The organism is Streptomyces sp. NEAU-174 (assembly GCF_052665095.1).
The window spans coordinates 236,440-259,062 of the sequence record NZ_JBQTCE010000015.1 but is presented as its reverse complement, the minus strand read 5'-3'; the positions used below and the strand labels follow the sequence as shown (position 1 = coordinate 259,062).

Below are 22,623 nucleotides of genomic sequence, written 5' to 3'. Positions count from 1 at the left end.
GTCCGAAACCCTGGCGGCAGGCTTGTTAGCGGATGGGAATCGGAGGGAACCCGGCCGTGACGCGAATTGGTGCGACATTCAGTCGCTGAGGAAGAGCATCTCTATCCCGCCGTCCGCCGTCACCTGGCCGGAGGAGACGCGGTCGCCGACAAGGAGATCGCCGACCATTCCCGCGTCGGGGGGAGAAGGTCCGTCGCGCGAAGAAGACCGCCCCCACCCGGCCGCATCCCAGCGCTCCGGACACCCCGCCGGGTAACAAGCTGCTCGCCCCCGGAGCGGGGCTGGTGGACCGAGCCCGCGACTTCGTCACCGGGCGCGGCAAGTAAGCGCGGCGGGTCCGCGGCCACCGTGGCGCGGCGCGCCGAGGGAGAGTGGGCGGAGTCTGACACCACATCGAGCCGTAGCACCGCGCCGCCAGATGTCCGACTCCCTCCGCTCCTCGCCGCTCGCCGCGGCCAGCCCCTACGGACGGTCATCGGTCATGACGCGCACGGCCTGTCTGCGCACTTCATCCACGCACTCCAACACGGCGACCGCGTCTCTTCGCTTGTCGGCCTCCGCGCTCCCCTCGCCCACATCGCCCCCGCGCACCGCGGCCACGAAGTCCTGGAGACAGACGCGCAGTTGGTCCGACGCCGGCAGCGTGAACCGCTCCTCGTGGTCCTGCTCCTCCAGCACCAGCACCGGCTGATGAGCCGCGGGCGGAGTGAACGCGCGCGTCACCGACAGTCGGCCCCGGTCTCCCCACAGCGTGTACGACGACGCGTACACGTGCTCGAAGCCGAACGTCACGTGGGCCAGTACCCCGGAAGGCGAGATCAGCAAGGCCTGCCCCGACAGGTCGAGCCCGTCCGAGGCGCGCGTGCGCAGCGTCGCGCCCGCCACCCGCGGCCCGGGCCCCAGCAGCAGCGCCGCGGCGCGCAACGGATAGACGCCCACGTCGAGCAGCGCCCCGCCGCCGAGGCCGGGTGCGTACCGGATGTCGTCAGCGGGGAGCGGCGGAATGCAGAAGGACGCCTGGAACGTGCTCGGCGTGCCGATCCGTCCGCGTCGCACCAGGTCCGCGGCGAACGCGTGCTGCGGATGGTGCGGGAACATGAAGTTCTCCCGCAGCACCAGACCGCGCTCCCGCGCGAGGGAGTACAACTGGCGTGCCTCGTCGGCGTTCACCCCGATCGGCTTCTCGATCAGCACATGCTTGCCGGCGCGCAGCGCGCGGTCTGCCCATGCGCGGTGCAGCGCCGTGGGTGTCGAGATGTACACCGCCTCCACGTCCGGGCGGTTCAGCAGCGCGGCGTAGTCCGTCTCCGCCGCACAGCCGAATTGCTCGGCGAAACGGCCCGCCTTCTCCACGGACCGGCCGGCGACCGCGATGAGATCGACCTCCGGCATGTTCACCGCGGTGGGCAGCACGCGCCTGCGGGCGATCGACGACGTGGCGAGCGCCCCCAGCCGCAACGGCCGGACCCCGGCCGGGCTCACAACGCCCGCAGCGCCGCCACCAGGGTCCTGGCCTGCACGTTCACGTGATGACTGTAGTGGAGCAGTTCGTCCAACTGACATGGTGTCACCCAACGGAAATCGTCCGATACGGTGGGGAGGTCGCTCTCCGCCTCGATGATCAGGTAACGGCTCTGGGCGTTCCGGAACCGGCCGCCTTCCTCCGACAGGACCACGTCGTAGGCGGCGCCATCGGCGCGGGCCAGTGCCTCGGCGAGATAGGGCGGCTGGTCGGCCGCGGGCAGATGGGCGTAGTTCTCCGGCACGCACTGCACCGTGGGGCCGAGCTCGACCACATCGAGGAATCCCGGCTCCGCCCGCGCCCGCAGCAGCGCGTGCGGTACACCGTCGACCCGGCGGACGAACAGGGCCACGACTCCGGTGCCGTGCGGTTCGAGCAGCGGCTGGGACCAGGAGGGCACCTCACGCCGGCGCGAGGAGACGTCGACCGCCACCACCTTGAAGTACAGCGCCCGCTCATGGGCCACCTCGTCCGCGGTAAGGTGCCAGCCCGCGGTCTCCGCGAGGCCGATCGGCACCACCTCGACCTCGTGCTCGGCCCGCCGCCGCGTGATCCAGCTACGGATCTCCCGGTCCGCGTGGAGCGCCCGCCGGGTGTCCTCCTGCCGCCAGTCCGGAAGGCAGGACAGGACGGTCCGCGCGTCCATGTTGATCAGGTTGTCCTGCCGCAGCAGCGCGTGGACTTGTCCCAGCGTCAGCCAGGCGAAGTCCTCATCCGCCTCGGCCTCGGGGCCGACCTCCACGATCATGTTGCGGTTGCGCTTGCGCAGGAACCACGAGCCCTGTTCCGACTGGAGAACGTCCGCGACGACGGATTCGGGCGCCGCGCGGCGGAAGAGCCTCAGATAGGGGACGGCGGAACCACCGTGCACCCGGGAGTAGTTGCTCTTGGTCGCCTGCACGGTCGGCGACAGCTGTACGCCGTTGACGTTCCCCGGCTCGGGTTTCGCCTGCATCAGCAGATGCGGCACACCGTCGAAGTCGCGCAGCGCGATGCCGAGAAGGCCGATCTCCGGCTGTCGGATGATCGGCTGCGACCATGCGGACACCGGACCGAAGTCCGATCGCACCCGCAGCCCGTGCACCGAGAAGAACCGTCCGCTCGCGTGCCGCAGATCGCCCGTCCGTTCGTCGAAGCCCCAGCCGCGCAAGGCGGCGAACGGCACCCGCTCCACTCGCTGCGCGTGCTCGCGACGACGTCTGTCGAGCCACGCCAGTACCTCCGGGTTGCTCATCACCCCGCCGTCGACCGCGGCGGCGGAGGCGGCAAGCCTCGACACGCTACGGGGTTCCGCGGTGCGGGACGGCAACATCAGACCTGTCGCGGTCATCGACTCCGCCTCTACTCGTTCCGGGAAACACGGCCGCCGAGCGCTCGGCGATCCGCGGGCGGCGTGGTGCGCGACATCGGCACCGCGCCGCCACCCAACTGTGGGTACGAAGGGCGGATCTTGCGGCGGCTGTTGCGCAGCAAGAGTGCCATAGGAGGGTTTGCCTGGCACCGGTTCAGGGTGTGCTGGGACCTGTAACTGTGGCTCTCGCGGACGCCCCTCCCGCCGGGGCACGTGAGGATGGTGGCATTCAGGTGGCCTGTCCACCGCAGGACGGCATGAGAGGCAGAGACTGGCGTGAATCCTTTCGACGACCCCGACGCCGAGTTCTTGGTGCTGGTCAACGACGAGGGGCAGCATTCGCTGTGGCCCGCCTTCGCGGACGTGCCCGACGGCTGGCATATCGCCCACGGCAAGGACACTCGTGCAGCGTGCCTGGCGTACATCGAGGAGAACTGGACGGATATGCGACCCAAGAGCCTGATCGAGGCGATGGGCGGCTGAGCCGCCCTCGGCGCGTGTTACGGCATGAAGGGGATAGTCCTCGCGGGCGGGAGCGGTACCCGGCTGCATCCTTTGACGCATGCGGTGTCGAAGCAGATCCTGCCCGTCTACAACAAGCCGATGGTCTACTACCCGCTGTCGGTGCTCATGCTCGGCGGGATCAGGGAAATCCTCGTCATATCGACTCCGCGCCATCTGGACCTGTTCCGTGTGCTCCTGGGCGACGGCAGCCAACTGGGGATGTCGATCGAGTACGCCGAGCAGCGTGCGGCGAACGGCATCGCCGAAGCCTTCGTCATCGGTGCGGAATTCATCGGGGACGATCCCGTGGCACTCGTGCTCGGGGACAACATCTTCCACGGTCCCGGTTTTTCGAGGATGCTGCACCGGGAGGCAGGCAGCATCGACGGCTGCGTGCTCTTCGGCTATCCGGTCAAGGACCCGGAGCGCTATGGCGTTGGCACCATGGACGAGCGGGGCCGGCTGATCCACCTGGAGGAGAAGCCGGCGGAGCCCACGTCAAATCTGGCGATCACCGGACTCTATCTCTATGACAACGACGTCGTGGACATCGCCAAGAACATCCGGCCGTCCGAGCGCGGCGAACTGGAGATCACCGACGTCAACCGGGTCTATCTGGAGCGCGGGAAGGCCAGGCTGATCAGCCTCGGCCGCGGCTTCGCCTGGCTCGACACCGGAACGCACGATTCGCTGCTCCAGGCCGGACAGTACGTCCAGCTCCTCGAACAGCGCCAAGGAGTGCGGATCGCCTGTCTCGAAGAGATCGCCTTCCGCATGGGGTACATCGACGCCGCGGCCTGTTACGGGCTCGGCGAACAACTGCGGCATACGGACTACGGAAAGTACCTTATGGACATCACGGCCGAAAACCGCTGAGGGGAAGAACTCATGCGCATAGTCGTGACTGGCGGTGCGGGTTTCATCGGCTCGCACTTCGTCCGCCAGGCACTGACGGGGGCGTACGAGGCCCTGGTGGACGCGGAGGTGGTGGTGGTCGACAAGCTCACCTACGCCGGCAACGAGGCCAACCTGGCGGAGGTTGCCGCCAGTCCCCGGCTGCGCTTCGTGCGGGGTGACATCTGCGACGCGGCGCTCGTCAACGACCTGTTGCGCGGGGCCGACCAGGTGGTCCACTTCGCCGCCGAATCGCACGTCGACCGTTCCATAGCGGGCGCCGAGGAGTTCGTCAGGACCAATGTACTGGGCACCCACACGCTCCTCGAGGCGGCGGCCGAAGCCGAGGTGGCGAAATTCGTCCATGTCTCCACGGACGAGGTGTACGGCTCTATCGACCGGGGTTCCTGGACCGAGCACGAACCACTCGATCCCAACTCTCCCTATTCCGCGTCCAAGGCATCGTCCGATCTCCTGGCACGGGCCTTTTACCGCACCCACGGGCTTCCCGTGTGCGTGACCCGGTGCGCAAACAATTACGGTCCTTACCAGCATCCGGAGAAGGCCATCCCGCGGTTCATCACCAACCTCATGGATGGTGAGCCGGTGCCGCTGTACGGCGACGGCGCGAACGTGCGGGACTGGTTGCACGTCGAAGACCACTGCCGGGGCGTCGCCCTGGTCGCGGAAAGGGGACTGGCGGGGGAGGTGTACAACATCGGCGGCGGTACGGAACTGGCCAACCGGGAGCTCACGGAGAGAATACTCGAATTGCTCGGTGCCGACTGGTCGATGGTGCGGAAGGTGCCGGACAGAAAGGGGCATGACCGTCGCTATTCGCTGGACATCACCAAGATTTCCGGCGAACTCGGCTACCAGCCCGCCGTGTCCCTCGAGGAGGGCCTGGCGGACACCGTGAAATGGTATGCGGGGCGACGCGATTGGTGGGAGCCACTGAAGGTGAGCGGATAGTGGGTGGGCGCGCGGAAGGAAACTCTCGAAGCTGAGGGAACCTCTCGTCCACGAGCGGACAGAAACACCAGAGAAGGGAATGACAAGAGCCATGGCGTTGCCCGCTACCGGTGAGAGCCGGTGGTTCCGCAGGTTCCATCCGAACTCGGAGGCCGATATCAGCCTGGTGTGTCTGCCGCACGCCGGGGGAACCGCGAGTTTCTACTTCCCGCTCTCCGAGCTGCTGCCTTCGACCGTGGAGGCCCTGGCCGTCCAGTACCCGGGGCGACAGGACCGGCTGAGCGAGCCGTGCGTCGAGAGCGTCCCCGAGATGGCGCGGGCCGTCTTCGACGTGCTGAAGCCGCTCGCCGCCGAGCGTCCCGTCGCGCTGTTCGGCCACAGCATGGGCGCCGCCGTCGGATTCGAACTGGCCATGCTGCTCGAACGAGAGCTGGGGACCACACCCCTGGCGCTCTTCGCCTCCGCCAGGCCCGCGCCTTCGCTCCAGCGCGGCCGGGACATCCACCGTCTCGACGACGCCGGGCTCGTCGCCGAGCTGCGACGGCTCAGTGGCACCGACGCGCAGATCCTCGACGAACGCGAACTGCTGCAACTGGCCCTGCCGTCGATCCGCAGCGACTACAAGGCGTCCGAGACCTACCAGACGGAGCCCGGCACGGCGCTGCGGTGCGACATCGTCGCACTCACCGGCGAAGCCGACGACCACGTCTCGGTCGAGGAGGCGGCGGGCTGGCGGGAGCACACCGCGGGCGGCTTCGACCTGCGGGTGTTCCCCGGCGGCCACTTCTATGTCGCCGAGCACGGGACAGCGGTGGCCGCGGCGATCACGGACACCCTGAGTGCGGCGCGGACCCGCGGCGGACAGACCATCGGCTGAGGGAGAACCCGACGATGCGTGTACTTTTCGTGACGCTCTCCGACAGGTCACATCTGCTGTCCATGGTGCCGCTCGCGTGGTCCCTGGCCGTCGCGGGCCACGACGTCCAAGTCGCCAGCAGCCCCGCGCTGGTGGACGCCATCAAGAGCATGGGCCTGACCGCGGTCTCCGTCGGCGAGGACCACAACTTCCACGACATGCTGGCGCGGAACCGCGGCTCGCTGGAGAACCCGCTTTCCGACTGGTCCAACCCGACCCTCGAGGCGCACTCGTGGGAGCAGGCGCTGGCGAAGCTCAGAGTCAGCGTCATGTTCTCGCACCAGGTCTACAACGACCCCATGATCCCCGACCTGGTCGCGTATGCCCGCCGCTGGCGACCCGACCTGGTCATCTGGGAACCCCTCAGCTACGCGGGGCCGGTGGCGGCGCGCGTCGTCGGCGCCGCCCACGCCCGGCTGCTGTGGTGCTTCGACAACCACTCCGCGATGCGCGACGTCTTCCTCCAGCGCCAGGCGGAACGCCCGCGGGAGCGCCGTGAAGACCCGATGGCCGACTGGCTCGGCAAGCACCTCAGCCGCTACGGCAGCTCGTTCGACGAAGAGGTCGTGGTCGGCCAGTGGACCATCGACCAGGTACCCACCAGCCTCCAGTTTCCGCTGACGGTGGAGCGGATACCGGTCCGCTACCTCCCCTACAACGGACCCTGTGAGATCCCGGACTGGGTGCACGAGCCACCCGAGCGCCCGCGCGTCGTCCTGACGCCCGGCATCTCCGCGCATGCCGTGGTCGGCGGCACCCTCCTCCCGATCCCCGACATGATCGACACGCTGGGCGACATGGACGTCGACGTGGTGGCCACGCTGCCGCCCGACGAGGCCGAGAAGCTCGTCAAGGTCCCCGGCAACACCCGTATCGTCGACTTCGTCCCCCTGCACGCCCTGCTTCCCACTGCCTCGGCCGTCGTCCACTACGGCGGCTTCGGCTCCTGGAGCACCGCACTCGCCAACGCCGTACCCCAGTTCATCCCCACCATCCGCTACGGCGACTGGTGGAACAGAGCGACAAGCCTGTCCGAGGCCGGTGCGGGACTCGCCGTTCACGCCTCCGAGCTGACGGCCGACGTCCTGCGCGACAGCGTGCAACGGCTGGTCAAGGACCCCTCCTTCCGGAGCGGAGCCGAGCGCCTGCGCCAGGAGAACCTGAGCGCGCCCACCCCACACGATCTGGTACCCGTACTGGAAAACCTCACCGCGGAGCGTCGCCGATGAAGGTACGAGAGCTGGCGGTGTCCGGCGCCTACGAGTTCGTACCCGACGTTCACCGCGACCGGCGCGGCGCGTTCGTCGCCCACTACACCGAAACCGCCTTCTCGGAAGCCGTGGGGTATCCGCTGCGCCTGGGTCAGGTGCACCACAGCTTCTCCCGGCGCGGGGTCGTCCGGGGTGTGCACTACGAGGATGTGCCGCCCGGCCAGGCCAAAGTGGTGACCTGCCCCGCCGGGGAGCTGCTCGATGTGGTGGTCGATCTGCGGGTCGGTTCCCCCACGTTCGGCCGCTGGGACAGCACCCGGCTGAACCCCGACTCCTGCCGTGCGGTGTACCTGGCGGAGGGACTCGGGCACGCGTTCATCGCCCTGCGGGACGACACGGTGGCCGCCTATGTGACGTCGGTGGAGTACGACCCGGCGGCCGAGCACGAGGTCGACGCCTTCGACCCGGCGCTCGGGCTGCCCTGGCCCGACGGCATGGAGTACCTGGTCTCCCCACGTGACCGGGACGCGCCGACGCTGGCCGAGGCCCGCCGCGCCGGCGTGCTGCCGTCGTACGAGGTGTGCCGGGCGCTGCACGTGGACAGGGGTGACGGGGCACGGTGAACCACGCGATCGACGCGCACGCGGGCTCCGCCGTCGTCATCGGCGGCACCGGATTCCTGGGACGGCACATCTGCGCAGCGCTGACCGCACATGGATATGACGTCCTGGCCGTGGCGAGAAAACCCGCCCAACCGACTCCCGGGGCCCGCTTCCTGCCGCTCGACGTGGCAGCCGCGACGGTCGGGGACATCGCCGAGGCCGTGGGCTCCGCCGATCTCGTCGTCAACGCGGCGGGCGACCTCGGGGCGGACGACGAGGAACGGATGACGGCCGGGCATGTCCTGCTCGTCGACCGGCTGGTGCGCGCCGTCTCGACGCTCCGCCGACGGCCGAGGCTGCTACAGCTCGGCACCGTGCACGAGTACGGCCCCGTCCCGGAGGGCACGGCCATCGCGGAGGATCACCCGACCGCCCCTGGCAGCCTCTACGCGCGCACCAAGCTGGCCGGCAGCCGAATCGTCCTGGACGCCACGGAGGCGGGGCGCGTGGACGGCTGTGTGCTCCGCCTCACCAATGGCTGCGGACCCGGCGCCCCGCTGCACGGCTTCCTCGGCCGGCTCGCCGCCCAACTGCGCACCACCAGCGAGGACGCTCCGCTCACCCTGACCGTCGTCGACGACCAGCGCGACTTCGTCGACGTACGTGACATCGCCGAGGCCGTGGTGCTGGCGGCGGGCACACGGGCGACCGGGCGCCTGATCAACATCGGGTCGGGGACCGCCACCAGCATGCGGGAACTCGCCGGAATTCTCGTCTCCGTGTCGGGGGTGCCCCCGCACCTGGTGCGGAAGGGGCAGGCCCCGGTACACAGCAAGGGCGGCGCGTGGACCCAGGCCGACATCCGGCTGGCGCGCGGGCGGCTGGGCTGGTCCCCGCGGGTGCCGCTGGAGCGATCCCTCCGCGACTTGTGGGCCGCCTCGTGACCTTTCCGGTCTGACGCGGCACGGCCGCTACCTGGATGGTGTGCTGTCGAGGAGGCGCAGGCCGACCGTCATGGGAAGCTCCCGGTGCGGCTCGAGCGAATCGAAGGCGTGCGAGTGGTGCCCTTCGGCCACCGGCTTGCGGGTCAGGAAGGCCAGCAGGTCCCGCGTGGCGGGCTTCGACGTGTCGGCGGCGTACAGGGTCGAGACGCTGTGCTTGCTCTCGTGGTCGACGATCAGGCATGTGTCGAGGAAGTCACGGTGCTGCGCCTTGGCGCGAATCAGGTCGGCGTCCGTGTCGTGCCATCGGGTGCCGTTCACCTCGCGCATGTCGTGCAGGAACGTGACGGCGCTGTCGTCCGTCATGTTCTCGCTGCCCAGGTAGGTCGTCATGGTGTGGTCGACGCCGTCGCTGTGCACCCCTTCGAGCGCCGGCTCGCCGATCATGTCACCGTCGGTGGTGGTCCTCACGTTGAGCAGGGTGCAGATCCACTGGTCGCTGTCGTAGTCGAGTTTCGGCCGATGGGTGACCGTCACGCCTTCGAAGACCATGAACTTGAAGACGAGAAGCGCTTGCAGGGCGGTGTTGAGCTGTAGGTCGTTCTGAATCTCGTCGAAGTTGCGCACCTGGCCGGAATCGTGCCGTACGAAGTCGTCCTCCATGGACAGCATGAACGGCTGGAATTCGAGCCGCCGCACCCGCATGGCAGACGGGTCGAAACCGAAGCGGCCGGTCCTGGTCTTTCGGAACGGGAGGGTCGGGTCGCTCTTCAGCCCGTCGCTGACGGTGGTGAGGCTCTTGAGGTCGTCGTCTGTGGCGCCCAATCCCTTGACGATCCTGGTGAGCTGAGCGCCGGGGACGAAAGCGAAACGATCGCGGATATAGGTCGAGCGTATCTCCGTAATCTCGGAAACCACGGCGTCATAGTTCGGCATACCCTTTGTGCCCTCCATGATGATACGGCGGATTCATTGGCCGGATGACGGGATCGGCGAGCCGGTACCAGAAGACTCGGCATGCGCTGCCGTCACACTTACCATCCGACGGCCCGGTGGGCAATGGGCTGCGAATGCTGATGCGCAGAGGACAGTGCCGTAACGGCGGTGATCGCCGATGTCACTGACGGGTGCGGCGGCGGACACTTATAAGGCAGTTGATGCCGGGTATATCGAGAGCATGAACTCCACGCCGGGCTTCTTCTGAATTCGTTTCCGTTCGGCCGCACGCCCGGTGCTGGAGGTTTCTCTCGATGACCACTGTCGGCCTGTCTGGAGAGGTCCGCGCCGGAGACGCTGTCGACCCGGACACGGCGATAGCCGTGATCGGCGTCTCCTGCCGGTTCCCGCGGGCGGAAAGCCCGCGGCGGCTGTGGGAGCTGTTGGCGTCGGGCGAAAGCGCCGTCACGGAGGTCCCGCCGGACCGCTGGACAGGTCAGGCCTCCGACGGAGCACCTCGGTGGGGCGCCTTTCTCGACCGGCCGGCGGACTTCGACGCGGGCTTCTTCGGCCTTTCCCCCCGCGAGGCGCCTTTCGTCGACCCGCAACAGCGACTCGTATTGGAACTGGGCTGGGAAGCCCTTGAGGACGCCCGCGTGGTCCCCAGTGAGGTCAGCGGCAGCCGACTGGGCACATTCGTCGGCGTGAACGCGGACGACTACGCGAAGCTGCTGACGCGTCACGCCGAAGCACTCGGCGCCCACCACACCTTGCCGGGCATTCAGCGCGGCATTATCGCCAACCGGCTCTCCGCTTTCCTCGGCGCCAGTGGCCCGAGCCTCACGATTGACTCCGCACAGTCCTCCTCCTTGGTGGCCCTGCACCTGGCCTGCGAGAGCCTGCGGTCCGGGGAGTCGGAACTGGCCATCGCGTGCGGCGTCAATCTGCACCTGATGCCGGAAAGCGTGCTGCTCGCCGCGAGCTGGGGCGGTCTCTCGCCGGACGGCCGCTGCCACACGTTCGACGCCAAGGCCAACGGATATGTGCCGGGCGAGGGCGGAGGCGCCGTCGTGCTCAAGCGTCTGAGCGCCGCGCTCGAGGACGGAGACCGCGTCCTGTGCCTGGTGCGTGGCAGCGCGACCAACAACGACGGCAGGGGTGAGACGCTCACCTCTCCGACGGTGGGCGCCCAGGCCGACGTCCTCACCCGGGCCTACGAGCACGCCGGCCTGTCCCCGGCCGCCGTGCGCTACGTCGAGCTGCACGGAACCGGAACCCCGGTGGGCGACCCGGTCGAGGCCGCCGCACTGGGAGAGGCCATCGGCAGTCGGCGTCCGGTCGGCCGGCCGCTCGCCGTCGGGTCGATCAAAACCAACATCGGCCACCTGAGCGGCGCGGGCGGTATCGCCGGGTTCATCAAGACCGTCCTGGCCCTCAAGCACCGGCTGCTGCCCGCCAGCTTGAACTTCGAGACACCGAACCCCCGGATTCCCCTGGACGAACTCAACCTCCAGGTGCAGCGGAAACTCGGTCCGTGGCCCGGGGACCCGGCGCCGGACGAGCCACTCGTCGCGGGGGTGAGCTCCTTCGGGATGGGCGGCAGCAACTGCCATGTCGTGCTGTCGGACTGGCGGCCGGAACCGGCGGACGGGCACACCGGCGGGCGCACCCGAACGGATCCGCCCATCGTGCCCTGGATCGTCTCCGGCCGCTCCGAGCAGGCGCTGCGCGGACAGGCGCGCCGCCTGGCCCGGTTCGTCGAGGGCGCCGGCGACATGGACGCGGTCGACGTGGGCTGGTCGCTGGTGTCGTCGCGGTCGCGTTTCGGACATCGCGCGGTGGTGATGGGCGCGGGTCGGGGTCAGCTCGCCGAGGGGTTGTCGGGGCTGGCTGAACGGGGCGGTGGCTCGGGCGTGGTCTCGGGTTCGGTGGTGGACGGTGATGTGGGGGTGGTGTTTTCGGGACAGGGCGCGCAGCGCGTCGGCATGGGTGAGGGCTTGTCGGGGTTCGGTGCGTTCACTGTGGCGCTGGATGAGGTGTTGGGCGTCTTTGACGAGGTCGCTGGTGGTGTGGCCGCTGACATAGGGCTCTCGGAGGAGCTTCAGGAGGTCTTCGGGGTCGGAGGGGATTTCTCGGCTCGACTGCGGGAGGTGATGTCCGGAGGTATTGACGGGCTGACCGGGACGGGGTGGGCGCAGCCGGCGTTGTTCGCGTTCGAGGTGGCTTCGTGGCGTTTGCTGGGTTCGTGGGATGTGCGTCCCTCGGTGGTGGCGGGGCATTCTCTGGGCGAGTTGGTGGCGGCTCATGTGGCGGGTGTGTGGTCGTTGCGGGACGCGGCTCGGGTGGTGCTGGCGCGTGGGTGGCTGATGCATGGGCTGCCGACCGGCGAGGGCGTGATGGTGGCGGTGGGAGCTGGGGTGGACGCGGTGCGTTCGGGCGACGGTGTGGAGGTCGCGGCGGTGAACGGTCCCGAGTCGGTGGTGCTTTCGGGGACGGTGGCGCCGGTGTTGGCCGAGGCGGGGCGCTTGGCGGGGTTGGGGGTGAGGACGCGGCGTCTGACGGTGTCGCATGCGACGCATTCGGCGTTGATGGAGCCGATGTTCGAGGCGTTCGGGCGGGTTGTGGGGTCGGTGGGGTACCGGGATCAGCACGTGCCGGTGGTGTCGAGCGTCACGGGACGGATGGCTGCTCCGGGGGTGTTGCAGGATCCGGCGTACTGGGTGCGCCAGGTGCGCAGGACGGTGTTGTTCGCCGATGCGGTTGCCACCATGCGTGACCACGGGGTGGCGACCTTTCTGGAGATCGGCCCCGACGCCGTTCTCACCCCCATGATCAAGGAGTCGGTCCGGGCCTGGGCCGAGGACGAGCGGACGCATCCCGACGTCGCCGCGGTCCCGTTCTGCCGCAGGGATCGGGACGAGACGCATACCGCGGCCACTGCGATGGCTCACCTATGGGTGCGCGGTGAGGTGGTCGGCTGGGAACCGTTCTTCGTGGGGGCGCGACAAGTCGACCTGCCCACCTACGCGTTCCAGCGCGAGCGGTACTGGATCGAGAGCCGGCCGTCACCGGAACGGACGGCCGCCGAACCCACTCGTGAGGTCCCGGAGACCGACGGGGCCGGGGTGGCAGCGGCATTGGACGCGGGGCGGGCCGACGGACGCCTCGCCGCCGTTCTGGCCGGGCTGTCCGAGCCCGAACAACGTGACGCCGTCCTCGACACGGTGTGCGACCAGGCGGCGTCGGTCATGGAGTACACCGGCCGGGTCGACGCCACGCTGACCTTCAAAGACCTCGGCTTCGACTCCCTGATGGCGCAGGAGCTGGCCGACGGTCTCGCCGCACGCACCGGTCTGCCCCTCGCCGGCCGGCTGGTCTTCGACTACCCGACCCCGCGCGGTCTCGCCGACCACCTCTACGAAGAGATCACCGGAAAGCGACGGGCGACTGACACCCGCGTCGCGAAGGCGACGGCGGAGCCGTTGGCCATCGTGGGCATGGCGTGCCGCTACCCCGGCGGCGTGAGCACGCCCGAACAGCTGTGGGAGCTGGTCGTCACCGGCGAGGACGCCATCTCCGGGTACCCCACCGACCGGGGCTGGGACCTGGACGCCCTCTACGACCCGGACCCCGGGCACTGGGGCACCAGCTACACACGGATGGGCGGCTTCCTCACCGGAGCCGGTGACTTCGACGCGGAGTTCTTCGGGATTTCGCCGCGTGAGGCGCTGGCGATGGACCCGCAGCAGCGGCTGCTGCTGGAGACGTCCTGGGAGGCACTGGAGCGAGCCGGAATCGATCCGCGATCGCGCCGCGAGTCGGCGACCGGCACCTACATAGGCGCCACCACCCATTACTACGGTCCACGTGCCCACCAGGCAGCTGACGGCTTCGCCGGTTACCTGCTCACCGGTAACACGCCGAGCGTGATGTCCGGCCGCATCGCCTACGCGCTCGGGCTGGAAGGCCCGGCGGTGACGGTGGACACGGCGTGTTCGTCGTCGCTGGTGGCGCTGCATCTGGCCGGTCAGGCGCTGCGTTCCGGCGAGTGCGACCTGGCCCTCGCCGGCGGTGTCACGGTCATGGCCTCCCCGGACATGTTCATTGAATTCAGCCGGCAGCGCGGGTTGTCGGCGGATGGCCGGTGCAAGGCGTTTTCGGCGGGTGCGGATGGTACGGGGTGGGGTGAGGGTGTGGGGGTGCTGGTGGTGGAGCGGCTGTCGGACGCCAGGCGGAACGGGCACCGGGTCCTTGCCGTGGTGCGTGGTTCCGCGGTGAACCAGGATGGTGGGTCGAATGGGTTGACGGCGCCGAACGGTCCGTCGCAGCAGCGGGTGATCCGGTCGGCGCTGGCGAGTGCGGGGCTCGGCGCGGATGAGGTCGACGCCGTCGAGGCGCATGGTACGGGGACGAGGTTGGGGGACCCGATCGAGGCGCAGGCGCTGCTGGCCACGTATGGGCGGGACCGGGACGGGCATCGGCCGTTGTGGCTGGGGTCGTTGAAGTCGAATATCGGTCATACGCAGGCGGCCGCGGGTGTGGCCGGTGTGATCAAGATGGTGTTGGCGATGCGGCACGGGGTGTTGCCGAAGACGTTGCACGTGGAGGAGCCGACCCCGCAGGTGGACTGGTCGGCGGGTGGGGTGGAGCTGCTGACCGAGGCGCGTCCGTGGGCCGGGGGTGGCCGTCCGCGGCGGGCGGGTGTGTCCTCGTTCGGGATCAGCGGCACCAACGCACACGTCATCCTGGAAGAGGCCGAAGAGGCCGAAGAGGCCGAAGAGGCCCCGGACAAGCCGGAAGCGCCGGCGGAAGAACCGGACGTCGCCCCCGCTGTCATGCCCTGGGTCCTGTCGGGGAAGAGCGAGGCGGCGCTGCGCGGGCAGGCGCGACGGCTCGCGTCCTTCCTGGAGGCGCGCCCCGAGGTGTCGCCCGTTGACGTCGGGATGTCACTGGTCACCTCACGGTCGCTGCACGAGCGGCGCGCGGTCGTGACGGGCGGCTCGCGGGAGGAACTCCTCAAAGCGGTGAGGGCGGTGGCCGAGTCCACCGCGACGAGCGGTGTGGCGCGAGACGGCGGAATCACGCCTCGCCCCGTGTTCGTGTTCCCGGGGCAGGGGTCGCAGTGGGTGGGAATGGCTCGGGAGCTGCTGACGTCCTCGACGGCCTTCGCCGCACGGATGAGCGAGTGCGCGGTGGCGCTGTCCTCGTTCGTGGAGTGGTCGCTGCTGGATGTGCTCGACGACGCCGATGCGTTGGAGCGCGTGGAGGTGGTCCAGCCCACGCTGTGGGCGGTCATGGTGTCGCTGGCCGAGGTGTGGCGCTCGTACGGTGTCGAACCGGCGGCCGTGGTGGGCCACTCACAGGGGGAGATCGCGGCCGCGGTGGTGGGGGGCGGCCTGTCGCTGCGGGACGGTGCCCGGGTGGCGGCGTTGCGCAGCCGCGCGATCGGCACCGGGCTGGCCGGGCGCGGCGGGATGGTGTCGGTGGCGGCACCGGTCGACGAAGTGCGGCGGCGCATCGAGGCGTTGGGCGGGGCGGTGGCGGTGGCGGCGGTCAACGGGCCGTCGTCCACGGTGGTGTCGGGCACGCCGGAGGCGCTGGACGTACTGCTGGCGCGGTGTGCACGCGACGGAACAAGGGCCAGGCGTGTCGCGGTGAACTATGCCTCGCACTCCTCGCAGGTCGATGAGGTCCGCGAACAGATCCTCGCCGATCTGGCGCCGATGGAGCCTCAGACGTTCGCGGTGCCCTTCTTCTCCACGGTCACCGGGGAGTGGCTGGGCGGCGAGCGCGGCCCGGACGCCGAGTACTGGGTCCGCAACCTGCGGCAGACGGTGCGTTTCGAAGAGGCGATCCGGGCGCTGGCCGGTGAGGGTTTCGGGGCGTTCGTGGAGTGCAGCGCGCACCCGGTGCTGACCGTGAGCCTGCGGGAGACGCTGGCGACCGCGGGAAGCGACGCCGTGGTGGTCGGTTCGCTGCGGCGCGACGACGGCGGTGCGCGACGCATGCTCACGTCGCTGGGCGAGGCGTTCGTCCACGGTGTGCCGGTGGACTGGACGCGGGCGTACACCGGGTCGGGGGCGCGGCGCGTGGACCTGCCCACGTACGCGTTCCAGCACGAGAGGTTCTGGTGGGAGCCGGACGCCGAGCCGGCACCGGAGGGCAGCGCGGCCGACGCGGCGTTCTGGCAGGCCGTGGAGGGCGGCGACGCGGAGTCGCTGGCCGGCGCACTGGAGGTCGACGCCGAGTCGGTCGCGCAGGTGCTGCCCGCGTTGAAGTCCTGGCGGCAGCGGCAGCTCGTGACCTCGACGGTGGACGGCTGGCGTTACCGCACCAGGTGGGTGCCCATGGGCACGGCACGTCGGCCGACGCTGTCCGGCACCTGGCTGCTGGTCGTCCCGGAGGGCCGCGCCGGGGAGGCCGTGGGGCCGGTCGCGGCCGCGGTGCGGGACCACGGAGGCGACGCGGTCACGGTCGAGCTGCCCGCCGGGGCCGTCCGCGACCGGATCGCCGACACGCTGCGAGGTGTTCGGGCGGAGGGCGGCGAGTACCGCGGTGTGTTGTCGCTGCTGTCCCTGGCCGACGGGCCACCCACCGGAGCCGGTGTCTCCCGGGCGGGCCTGACCGGGACGCTCGCCCTGTTCCAGGCGCTGGGCGACGCAGGGGTGGACGCACCCCTGTGGTGCCTGACCCGCGGTGCGGTGGCCGTCGCGGACGGGGATCAGGTCGGCGTTCCCGCCCAGCGGATGGTGTGGGGCCTGGGCCGGATCGCGGCCCTGGAGCACCCGGAGCGGTTCGGCGGCCTGGTGGACCTGCCGGAGCGGTGGGACGCGCGCGCGGGCCGCCTGCTGGCGGCGGTACTGGCCGGTGCCGAGGGCGAGGACCAGGTCGCGCTCCGTCCCTCCGGAATGTTCGCCCGCCGCCTCGCCCGCGCCACGCGTCCCGGCCCGGGGGCGGTGTGGCGCCCGCGCGGCACCGTGCTGGTGACGGGTGGTACCGGTGGTCTGGGCGCGCGGGTGGCCCGCTGGCTGGCCAGGTCGGGCGCCGAGCACGTGGTGCTGGCCGGCCGCCGTGGACCGGACGCGCCCGGCGCCTCCGCGCTGCGCGAGGAACTGGAGGCCACCGGCGCGCGGGTGACCGTCACCGCCTGCGACGTGGGCGACCGCACGGCACTCGCCCGGCTCCTCGACGACGTATCCGACGACGGCTGCCCGCTGTCGGCGGTGGTCCACACCGCGGCGGTCCTGGACGACGCGGTCGTGGAGCGGCTGACCCCCGGGCAGATCGACCGCGTGCTGCGGGTGAAGGCCGACGGTGCCTGGTACCTGCATGAGCTGACCCTCGGCATGGACCTGGACGCGTTCGTGCTGTTCTCCTCTGTGGCGGGCACCCTGGGCGCCTCAGGACAGGGCAACTACGCGCCCGGCAACGCCTACCTCGACGCCCTCGCCGAGCACCGGCACGGCCTCGGCCTTCCCGCCTCCTCGGTGGCCTGGAGCGCCTGGGCCGAGGAAGGCATGGCCGAGGGCGGCATCGGCACGGTGGCGCGTCGGCACGGCCTGCCGGAGATGGACCCCGAACTGGCGGTGTCGGCACTGGCGGGCGCGGTGGCCGGAGGCGAGCCCAACGTCGTGATCGCGGACGTCGAATGGGACAGGTTCCATGTGGCCTACACCGCCACCCGCCCCAGCCCCTTCCTGGCCGACCTGCCCGACGTACGCAGGCTCGCCCACGTGGCCGGTCCCGGCACACACGCGGCGGCCGCGCCCGACAGCCTGGCCGGCAGGCTCGCCGGCCTGGCGACCCGGGCCGAACAGGAGACGGCGACGCTCGCCGTGGTACGTGACCACGTGGCGTCGGTCCTGGGCCACGTGGGAGCCGACGCGGTTGATCCGTCCCGCGCGTTCAAAGACCTCGGCCTCGACTCGGTGACCGCCATCGAGCTGTGCAACCACCTGAACGCGGCGACCGGCCTGCGCCTGTCGCCCACCTCGGCCTTCGACTTCCCGAACGCCCGCGCGCTCGCGGCCCACCTGCGCGCGGAACTGCTCCCCGAACCGGAGGCGGCGGCTGCCTCGCCCGTGGCCGCAGAACCGGCGACCGACCAGGACCCCGTGGTCATCGTCGGGATGAGCTGCCGATTCCCCGGTGACGTCCGGTCCCCCGAGGACCTGTGGCGGATGCTCGACACGGGTGCGGAGGGAATCACCCCGTTCCCCGCCGACCGCGGCTGGGACTTGGCGGCCCTGTACGACCCGGACTCCGGCAACGACCGCGCCGGGACGTCCTGTACCGACGAGGGCGGTTTCCTCCACGACGCGGGCGACTTCGACGCCGACTTCTTCGGGATCTCGCCGCGTGAGGCGCTGGCGACGGACCCGCAGCAGCGGCTGCTGCTGGAGACGTCCTGGGAGGCGCTGGAGCGGGCGGGCATCGACCCCTTGGCGCTCAGGGGCACCGGCACCGCCGTCTTCGCCGGGACGAACGGCCAGGACTACCTCGCCATGAGCCCCGAGGTGCCCGAGGAGGCGGCGGGATACGTCATCACCGGCAACACGGCCAGTGTGCTCTCCGGCCGGGTGTCCTACGCCCTGGGCCTCGAGGGTCCCGCGATGACGGTGGACACGGCATGTTCGTCCTCGCTGGTGGCCCTGCACCTGGCCGTACAGTCGCTGCGCACCGGCGAGTGCACGCTCGCCCTCGTCAGCGGGGTGACCGTCATGGCCACGCCCGGCCTGTTCACCGAGTTCACCCGCCAGGGCGGGCTCGCTCCCGACGGGCGCTGCAAGGCGTTCGCGGCGACGGCCGACGGTGCCGGCTTCTCCGAGGGCGTGGGCGTCCTGGTGGTGGAGCGGCTGTCGGAGGCCCGGCGCCAGGGGCACCAGGTGCTGGCGGTGGTACGGGGTTCGGCCGTGAACCAGGACGGCGCCACCAACGGGCTGACTGCGCCGAGCGGCCCGTCGCAGCAGCGGGTGATCCGGGCGGCGTTGGCGGACGCGGGGCTGACCGCGGCCGAGGTCGATGTGGTGGAGGCGCACGGTACGGGTACGACGCTGGGCGATCCGATCGAGGCGCGGGCGCTGCTGGCGACGTACGGTCGCGACCGGGACGGGGACCGGCCGTTGTGGCTGGGCTCGGTGAAGTCCAACATCGGGCACACCCAGGCCGCCGCGGGCGTGGCCGGTGTCATCAAGACGGTGCTGGCCATGCGGCACGGGCTGATGCCCCGGACCCTGCACGTCGATGAGCCGTCGCCGCATGTGGACTGGTCCGCGGGCGCGGTGAGGCTGCTGGCCGACCCCGTCGAGTGGCCCGAGACCGGACGACCGCGTCGGGCGGGTGTGTCCTCCTTCGGCGTGAGCGGAACGAACGCCCACATCATCCTGGAACAGACACCGGCACCGGCACTGGAACATTCACCGGAACAGGCGGCTGCGGAGGCCGAGGCGGACGACGAGCCCGTGCCGAGCCCCCTGGCGGTCGCTGCCGGTGATATCACCCCCTGGGTGCTGTCGGCGAAGTCCGAGGCGGCGGTCCGGGACCAGGCCGCGCGGTTGCTGTCGCTTGTCGACGAGGGCGCCGGCCCGGACGCGGTGGCAACGAACGATGTCGGATTCTCGCTGGCCACCACCCGTGCGGTGTTCGACCACCGCGCGGTGGTCCTGGGCGCGGATCGCGCCGATATGGCGCGCGGCCTGGCCGCCCTGGCGGAGGGACGGGAGGCCCCGGGCGTGGCGCACGGTGCCGTCATCGGCTCCGACCACAGAGCGGTCTTCGTCTTCCCCGGCCAGGGCTGGCAGTGGGCGGGGATGGCGGTCGAGCTGCTGGATTCGTCGCCGGTGTTCGCGGAGTGGATGAGGACATGCGCGGCGGCGCTGGCGCCGTCGGTCGACTGGTCGTTGCTGGACGTGGTGCGAGGTGCCGAGGGGCCGGAGTGGCTTGACCGGGTCGACGTGGTGCAGCCGGTGATGTGGGCGGTGATGGTGTCGCTGGCGGGGACGTGGCGTTCGCTGGGTGTGGTGCCGTCGGCTGTGGTGGGGCATTCGCAGGGGGAGATCGCGGCCGCGGTGGTGGCGGGCGGCTTGTCCTTGGAGGACGGCGCGCGGGTGGTGGCGGTGCGCAGTCGCGCGTTGCGGGCGCTGTCGGGCCGTGGGGCGATGGCGTCGGTGAGTCTGCCGGCGGCAGCGGTGGAGGAGTGGCTGGCGGCGTGGGGTGAGCGGTTGTCGGTGGCGGCGGTGAACGCGCCGGCGTCGGTGGTGGTGTCGGGTGATGTGGAAGCGGTTGAGGAGTGGCTGGCGGTGTGTGAGGCGGAGGGGGTGCGAGCGCGTCGGGTGTCGGTGGACTACGCCTCGCACTGTGCGCATGTCGAGGCGATCGAGGCCGAGCTCGAGCGGAGTCTTGCCGGGATCGCTCCTCGGCCGTCGTCGGTCCCGTTCTATTCGACGGTGACGGGCGGTGTGCTGGACACGGTGGAATTGGACGCGCGGTACTGGTACCGGAACCTGCGCGGAAGGGTGCGGTTCGACGAGACGGTGCGGGTGTTGCTGGGCGAGGGCTTCCGGGTGTTCGTGGAGGCCAGTGGGCATCCGGCGCTGGTGATGGGCGTTGAGGGGACGGCCGACGACTGTGGGGTCGGCATCGCGGCGGTGGGGACGTTGCGCCGTGGCGAGGGCGGTCCGGAGCGGCTGTTGGCGTCCGTGGCCGAGGCGTTCGTGGGTGGTGCCGGGGTGGATTGGCCGGCGGTGTTCGCGGGATCGGGAGCGCGGCGCGTGGACTTGCCGACGTACGCGTTCCAGCGTCGGCGGTACTGGCTCGACTCACGCGCTGCTGCGGAATCCGGTGCTGCGGCCTCGGTGGGGTTGGAGCCGACGGAGCACCCGTTGCTGGGGGCGGCGGTGCCGCTGCCCGAGTCGGGCGGGTTCTTGCTGACGGGGCGCTTGTCGCTGCGCGCCCAGCCCTGGCTTGCCGATCACATGATGCTGGGGCGGGTGGTCGTGCCGGGGTCGGCCTTGGTGGAGATGGCCTTGCGGGCGGGGGAGGAGGTGGGGTGTCGCCGGCTGGAGGAGCTGACGCTGGAGGCGCCGCTGGTGCTGGCCGACGAGGGCGCGGTCCAGGTCCAGCTCGTCGTCGGCGGGCCGCGGGAGGAAGACCGGCGTGAATTGAGTGTGTACGCCCGTGATGGCGGCAGCGATTCGTGGACGCGCCATGCGCGAGGTCTGCTGAGCGTTGGTGGTGAGGCGAGCGGCTCGGGGGATGGGAGCGGCTCGGGGGATGCGAGCGCATGGCCGCCGGTGGGAGCGGAAACGGTCGACTTCGCCGGGGCGTATGAGCGGTTGGCGGATGTGGGGCTCGCATATGAGCCGGCGTTTCGCGGGCTGCGGTCGGTGTGGCGCCGGGGGGAGGAGGTCTTCGCCGAGGCGGAGTTGCCGGAGGGGACGAGTACGGATCGCCTGGGGATGCATCCTGTGCTGCTGGACGCGGCGTTGTACGCGTGGTTGGCATGCGTGGACGGCGCCGGGGACGGGGTGCGGCTGCCGTTCGCGTGGAGTGGTGTGTCCGTGCATGCGGCCGCGGCTTCGGTGGTGCGGGTGCGGCTGGCGCCGGATGGCGATGGCGGGCTGTCGATGGCGGTGGCCGACGCGGCGGGGATGCCGGTGGTGTCGGTGGATGCGCTGGTCATGCGACCGGTGCGGGAGGCGGAGTTCGCGGTCCCGGCGGGGGCGGGGGAGGGCCGGTACCGAGTGGAGTGGGTGCCGGCCGCGTTGCCTGCGGCTTCGGGGGGCGGATCGTGCGCCGTGGTGGGCGAGGACGTCTTCGGGTTGGCCGAGACGTTGGGGGCGGAGTTCTTCAAGGATCTCGCCGCGCTGAGCGAGCACGCGGTGCCGGATGTGGCGGTGGTGTGCGTTGATTCCGCCGTCGGCGAGGTGGCGTCGGCCGTGAGTGGTGCCGAGGGCGGGATCTTGGGTGTGGTGCGGGAGTGGTTGGCGGAGGAGAGGTTCGCTCGGTCGCGGTTGGTGGTGGTGACGCGGGGTGCGGTGGCCGTCGAGGCGGGTGAGGACGTCCGCGATCTGGCGGCGGCCCCGGTGTGGGGGTTGCTGCGGTCCGCGCAGCCCGAGAATCCGGGGCGGCTCGTGTTGCTGGACGTGGACGATTCGGCGGCGTCGCTCGATGTCCTGCGGCAGGCCGTCCTGGCGGGAGCGGGACAGGTGGCCGTACGGAGCGGCGAGGTGTTCACGCCGCGCCCGGCCCGGCCGAAGGGACGCGTCCGTCGGCCGGTCCCCGCACGACGCGCCCCCGCCCCCGCCCACGCCGAAGCCTCCCGTTCGGAAGAAGCGCCGCTGGTACGGCGTCTGTCGGGCCTCGGCCACGGGGAGCGACAGCGGGTACTGCTCCGGACGGTCCGGGAACACGCCGCGGCCATCCTCGGCCTCGGGGAAGCGGGAGCCGTGGCGCCTGAGCGCGGCTTCCTCGACCTCGGCTTCGTCTCGCACACCGCGGTGGACTTGCGTAACCGGCTGAACTCGGCCACCGGGTTGCGACTGCCCACCACCCTGATCTTCGACTACCCGAGCCCGGCCGCGCTCGCCGAACACCTCGGAAAGGAACTGGCACCTCCCGACGCCCCGGCATCGGACGGCCCGACACAGGCCGGCTCGGCGCAGAAGGACCCGGTCACCATCGCTGATCGTTTGGAGTCCGCGGCGGCCGAAGACCTCTTCAGCTTCATCGACCAGGAATTCGGACCGTCCTGAGCGCACGCTCTCGCACGCCGTA

At 70.6% G+C, this 22,623-nt stretch carries 11 protein-coding genes and 1 pseudogene; 9 read left to right on the top strand and 3 right to left on the bottom strand.

The window, feature by feature from the left end; genetic code table 11:
- Positions 1-63: 63 nt before the first annotated feature.
- Positions 64-326, top strand: a pseudogene (locus ACT2CW_RS36635) (hemerythrin domain-containing protein); the annotation flags it as partial.
- Positions 327-462: 136 nt separating this feature from the next.
- Here the strand turns inward: ACT2CW_RS36635 and ACT2CW_RS36630 are convergent.
- Positions 463-1,482: a Gfo/Idh/MocA family protein gene (locus ACT2CW_RS36630; protein ID WP_445519672.1), complete on the bottom strand. Its 1,020-nt coding sequence runs from the start codon at positions 1,480-1,482 to the stop codon at positions 463-465.
- Positions 1,479-2,852: an NDP-hexose 2,3-dehydratase family protein gene (locus ACT2CW_RS36625; protein ID WP_445519671.1), complete on the bottom strand. Its 1,374-nt coding sequence runs from the start codon at positions 2,850-2,852 to the stop codon at positions 1,479-1,481. The genes ACT2CW_RS36630 and ACT2CW_RS36625 overlap by 4 nt, the downstream gene beginning before the upstream one ends.
- A 297-nt stretch (positions 2,853-3,149) precedes the next feature.
- Between ACT2CW_RS36625 and ACT2CW_RS36620 the strand changes: the two genes are divergently transcribed.
- From ACT2CW_RS36620 to ACT2CW_RS36590, 7 genes are all read left to right on the top strand, one after another.
- A complete protein-coding gene (locus ACT2CW_RS36620) occupies positions 3,150-3,356 on the top strand; it encodes an MbtH family protein (protein ID WP_445519670.1) in 207 nt (68 codons plus the stop codon).
- Between the two features lie 24 nt (positions 3,357-3,380).
- Positions 3,381-4,253: a glucose-1-phosphate thymidylyltransferase RfbA gene (gene rfbA / locus ACT2CW_RS36615; protein WP_445519669.1), complete on the top strand. Its 873-nt coding sequence runs from the start codon at positions 3,381-3,383 to the stop codon at positions 4,251-4,253.
- Positions 4,254-4,265: 12 nt separating this feature from the next.
- Complete coding sequence (rfbB, locus tag ACT2CW_RS36610; protein WP_445519668.1) at positions 4,266-5,243, top strand: dTDP-glucose 4,6-dehydratase; 978 nt, start codon at positions 4,266-4,268, stop codon at positions 5,241-5,243.
- A gap of 91 nt (positions 5,244-5,334) precedes the next feature.
- Entirely contained in the window at positions 5,335-6,120 is a 786-nt protein-coding gene (locus tag ACT2CW_RS36605; RefSeq protein WP_445519667.1) for a thioesterase II family protein, read from the top strand.
- Positions 6,121-6,134: 14 nt separating this feature from the next.
- Entirely contained in the window at positions 6,135-7,388 is a 1,254-nt protein-coding gene (locus tag ACT2CW_RS36600) for an activator-dependent family glycosyltransferase (protein ID WP_445519666.1), read from the top strand.
- On the top strand, positions 7,385-7,993 hold the full coding sequence (locus ACT2CW_RS36595) for a dTDP-4-dehydrorhamnose 3,5-epimerase family protein (protein WP_445519665.1): 609 nt from the start codon (positions 7,385-7,387) through the stop codon (positions 7,991-7,993). The genes ACT2CW_RS36600 and ACT2CW_RS36595 overlap by 4 nt, the downstream gene beginning before the upstream one ends.
- Positions 7,990-8,916 carry an NAD-dependent epimerase/dehydratase family protein gene (locus ACT2CW_RS36590; protein WP_445519664.1) on the top strand — a complete coding sequence of 309 codons (927 nt, stop codon included), beginning with the start codon at positions 7,990-7,992 and terminating at the stop codon, positions 8,914-8,916. Before ACT2CW_RS36595 ends, ACT2CW_RS36590 begins: the two co-directional genes overlap by 4 nt.
- A gap of 27 nt (positions 8,917-8,943) precedes the next feature.
- On the opposite strand, the gene ACT2CW_RS36585 is transcribed toward ACT2CW_RS36590, so the two are convergent.
- Positions 8,944-9,831: a 2OG-Fe dioxygenase family protein gene (locus ACT2CW_RS36585; protein WP_445519663.1), complete on the bottom strand. Its 888-nt coding sequence runs from the start codon at positions 9,829-9,831 to the stop codon at positions 8,944-8,946.
- 332 nt (positions 9,832-10,163) lie between these two features.
- Here ACT2CW_RS36585 and ACT2CW_RS36580 point away from each other — a divergent pair, with 332 nt between their 5' ends.
- Positions 10,164-22,601, top strand: a complete 12,438-nt coding sequence (locus ACT2CW_RS36580) for a type I polyketide synthase (RefSeq protein WP_445519662.1) — start codon at positions 10,164-10,166, stop codon at positions 22,599-22,601.
- Positions 22,602-22,623: the final 22 nt, after the last annotated feature.

Excerpts from the sequence above, each read along its gene's own strand:
- ACT2CW_RS36595 (WP_445519665.1), top strand. The coding sequence starts at position 7,385 with ATGAAGGTACGAGAGCTGGCGGTGTCCGGCGCCTACGAGTTCGTACCC.
- ACT2CW_RS36580 (WP_445519662.1), top strand. The coding sequence starts at position 10,164 with ATGACCACTGTCGGCCTGTCTGGAGAGGTCCGCGCCGGAGACGCTGTC.
- rfbB (WP_445519668.1), top strand. The coding sequence starts at position 4,266 with ATGCGCATAGTCGTGACTGGCGGTGCGGGTTTCATCGGCTCGCACTTC.
- ACT2CW_RS36605 (WP_445519667.1), top strand. The coding sequence starts at position 5,335 with ATGGCGTTGCCCGCTACCGGTGAGAGCCGGTGGTTCCGCAGGTTCCAT.
- ACT2CW_RS36625 (WP_445519671.1), bottom strand. The coding sequence starts at position 2,852 with ATGACCGCGACAGGTCTGATGTTGCCGTCCCGCACCGCGGAACCCCGT.
- ACT2CW_RS36600 (WP_445519666.1), top strand. The coding sequence starts at position 6,135 with ATGCGTGTACTTTTCGTGACGCTCTCCGACAGGTCACATCTGCTGTCC.
- rfbA (WP_445519669.1), top strand. The coding sequence starts at position 3,381 with ATGAAGGGGATAGTCCTCGCGGGCGGGAGCGGTACCCGGCTGCATCCT.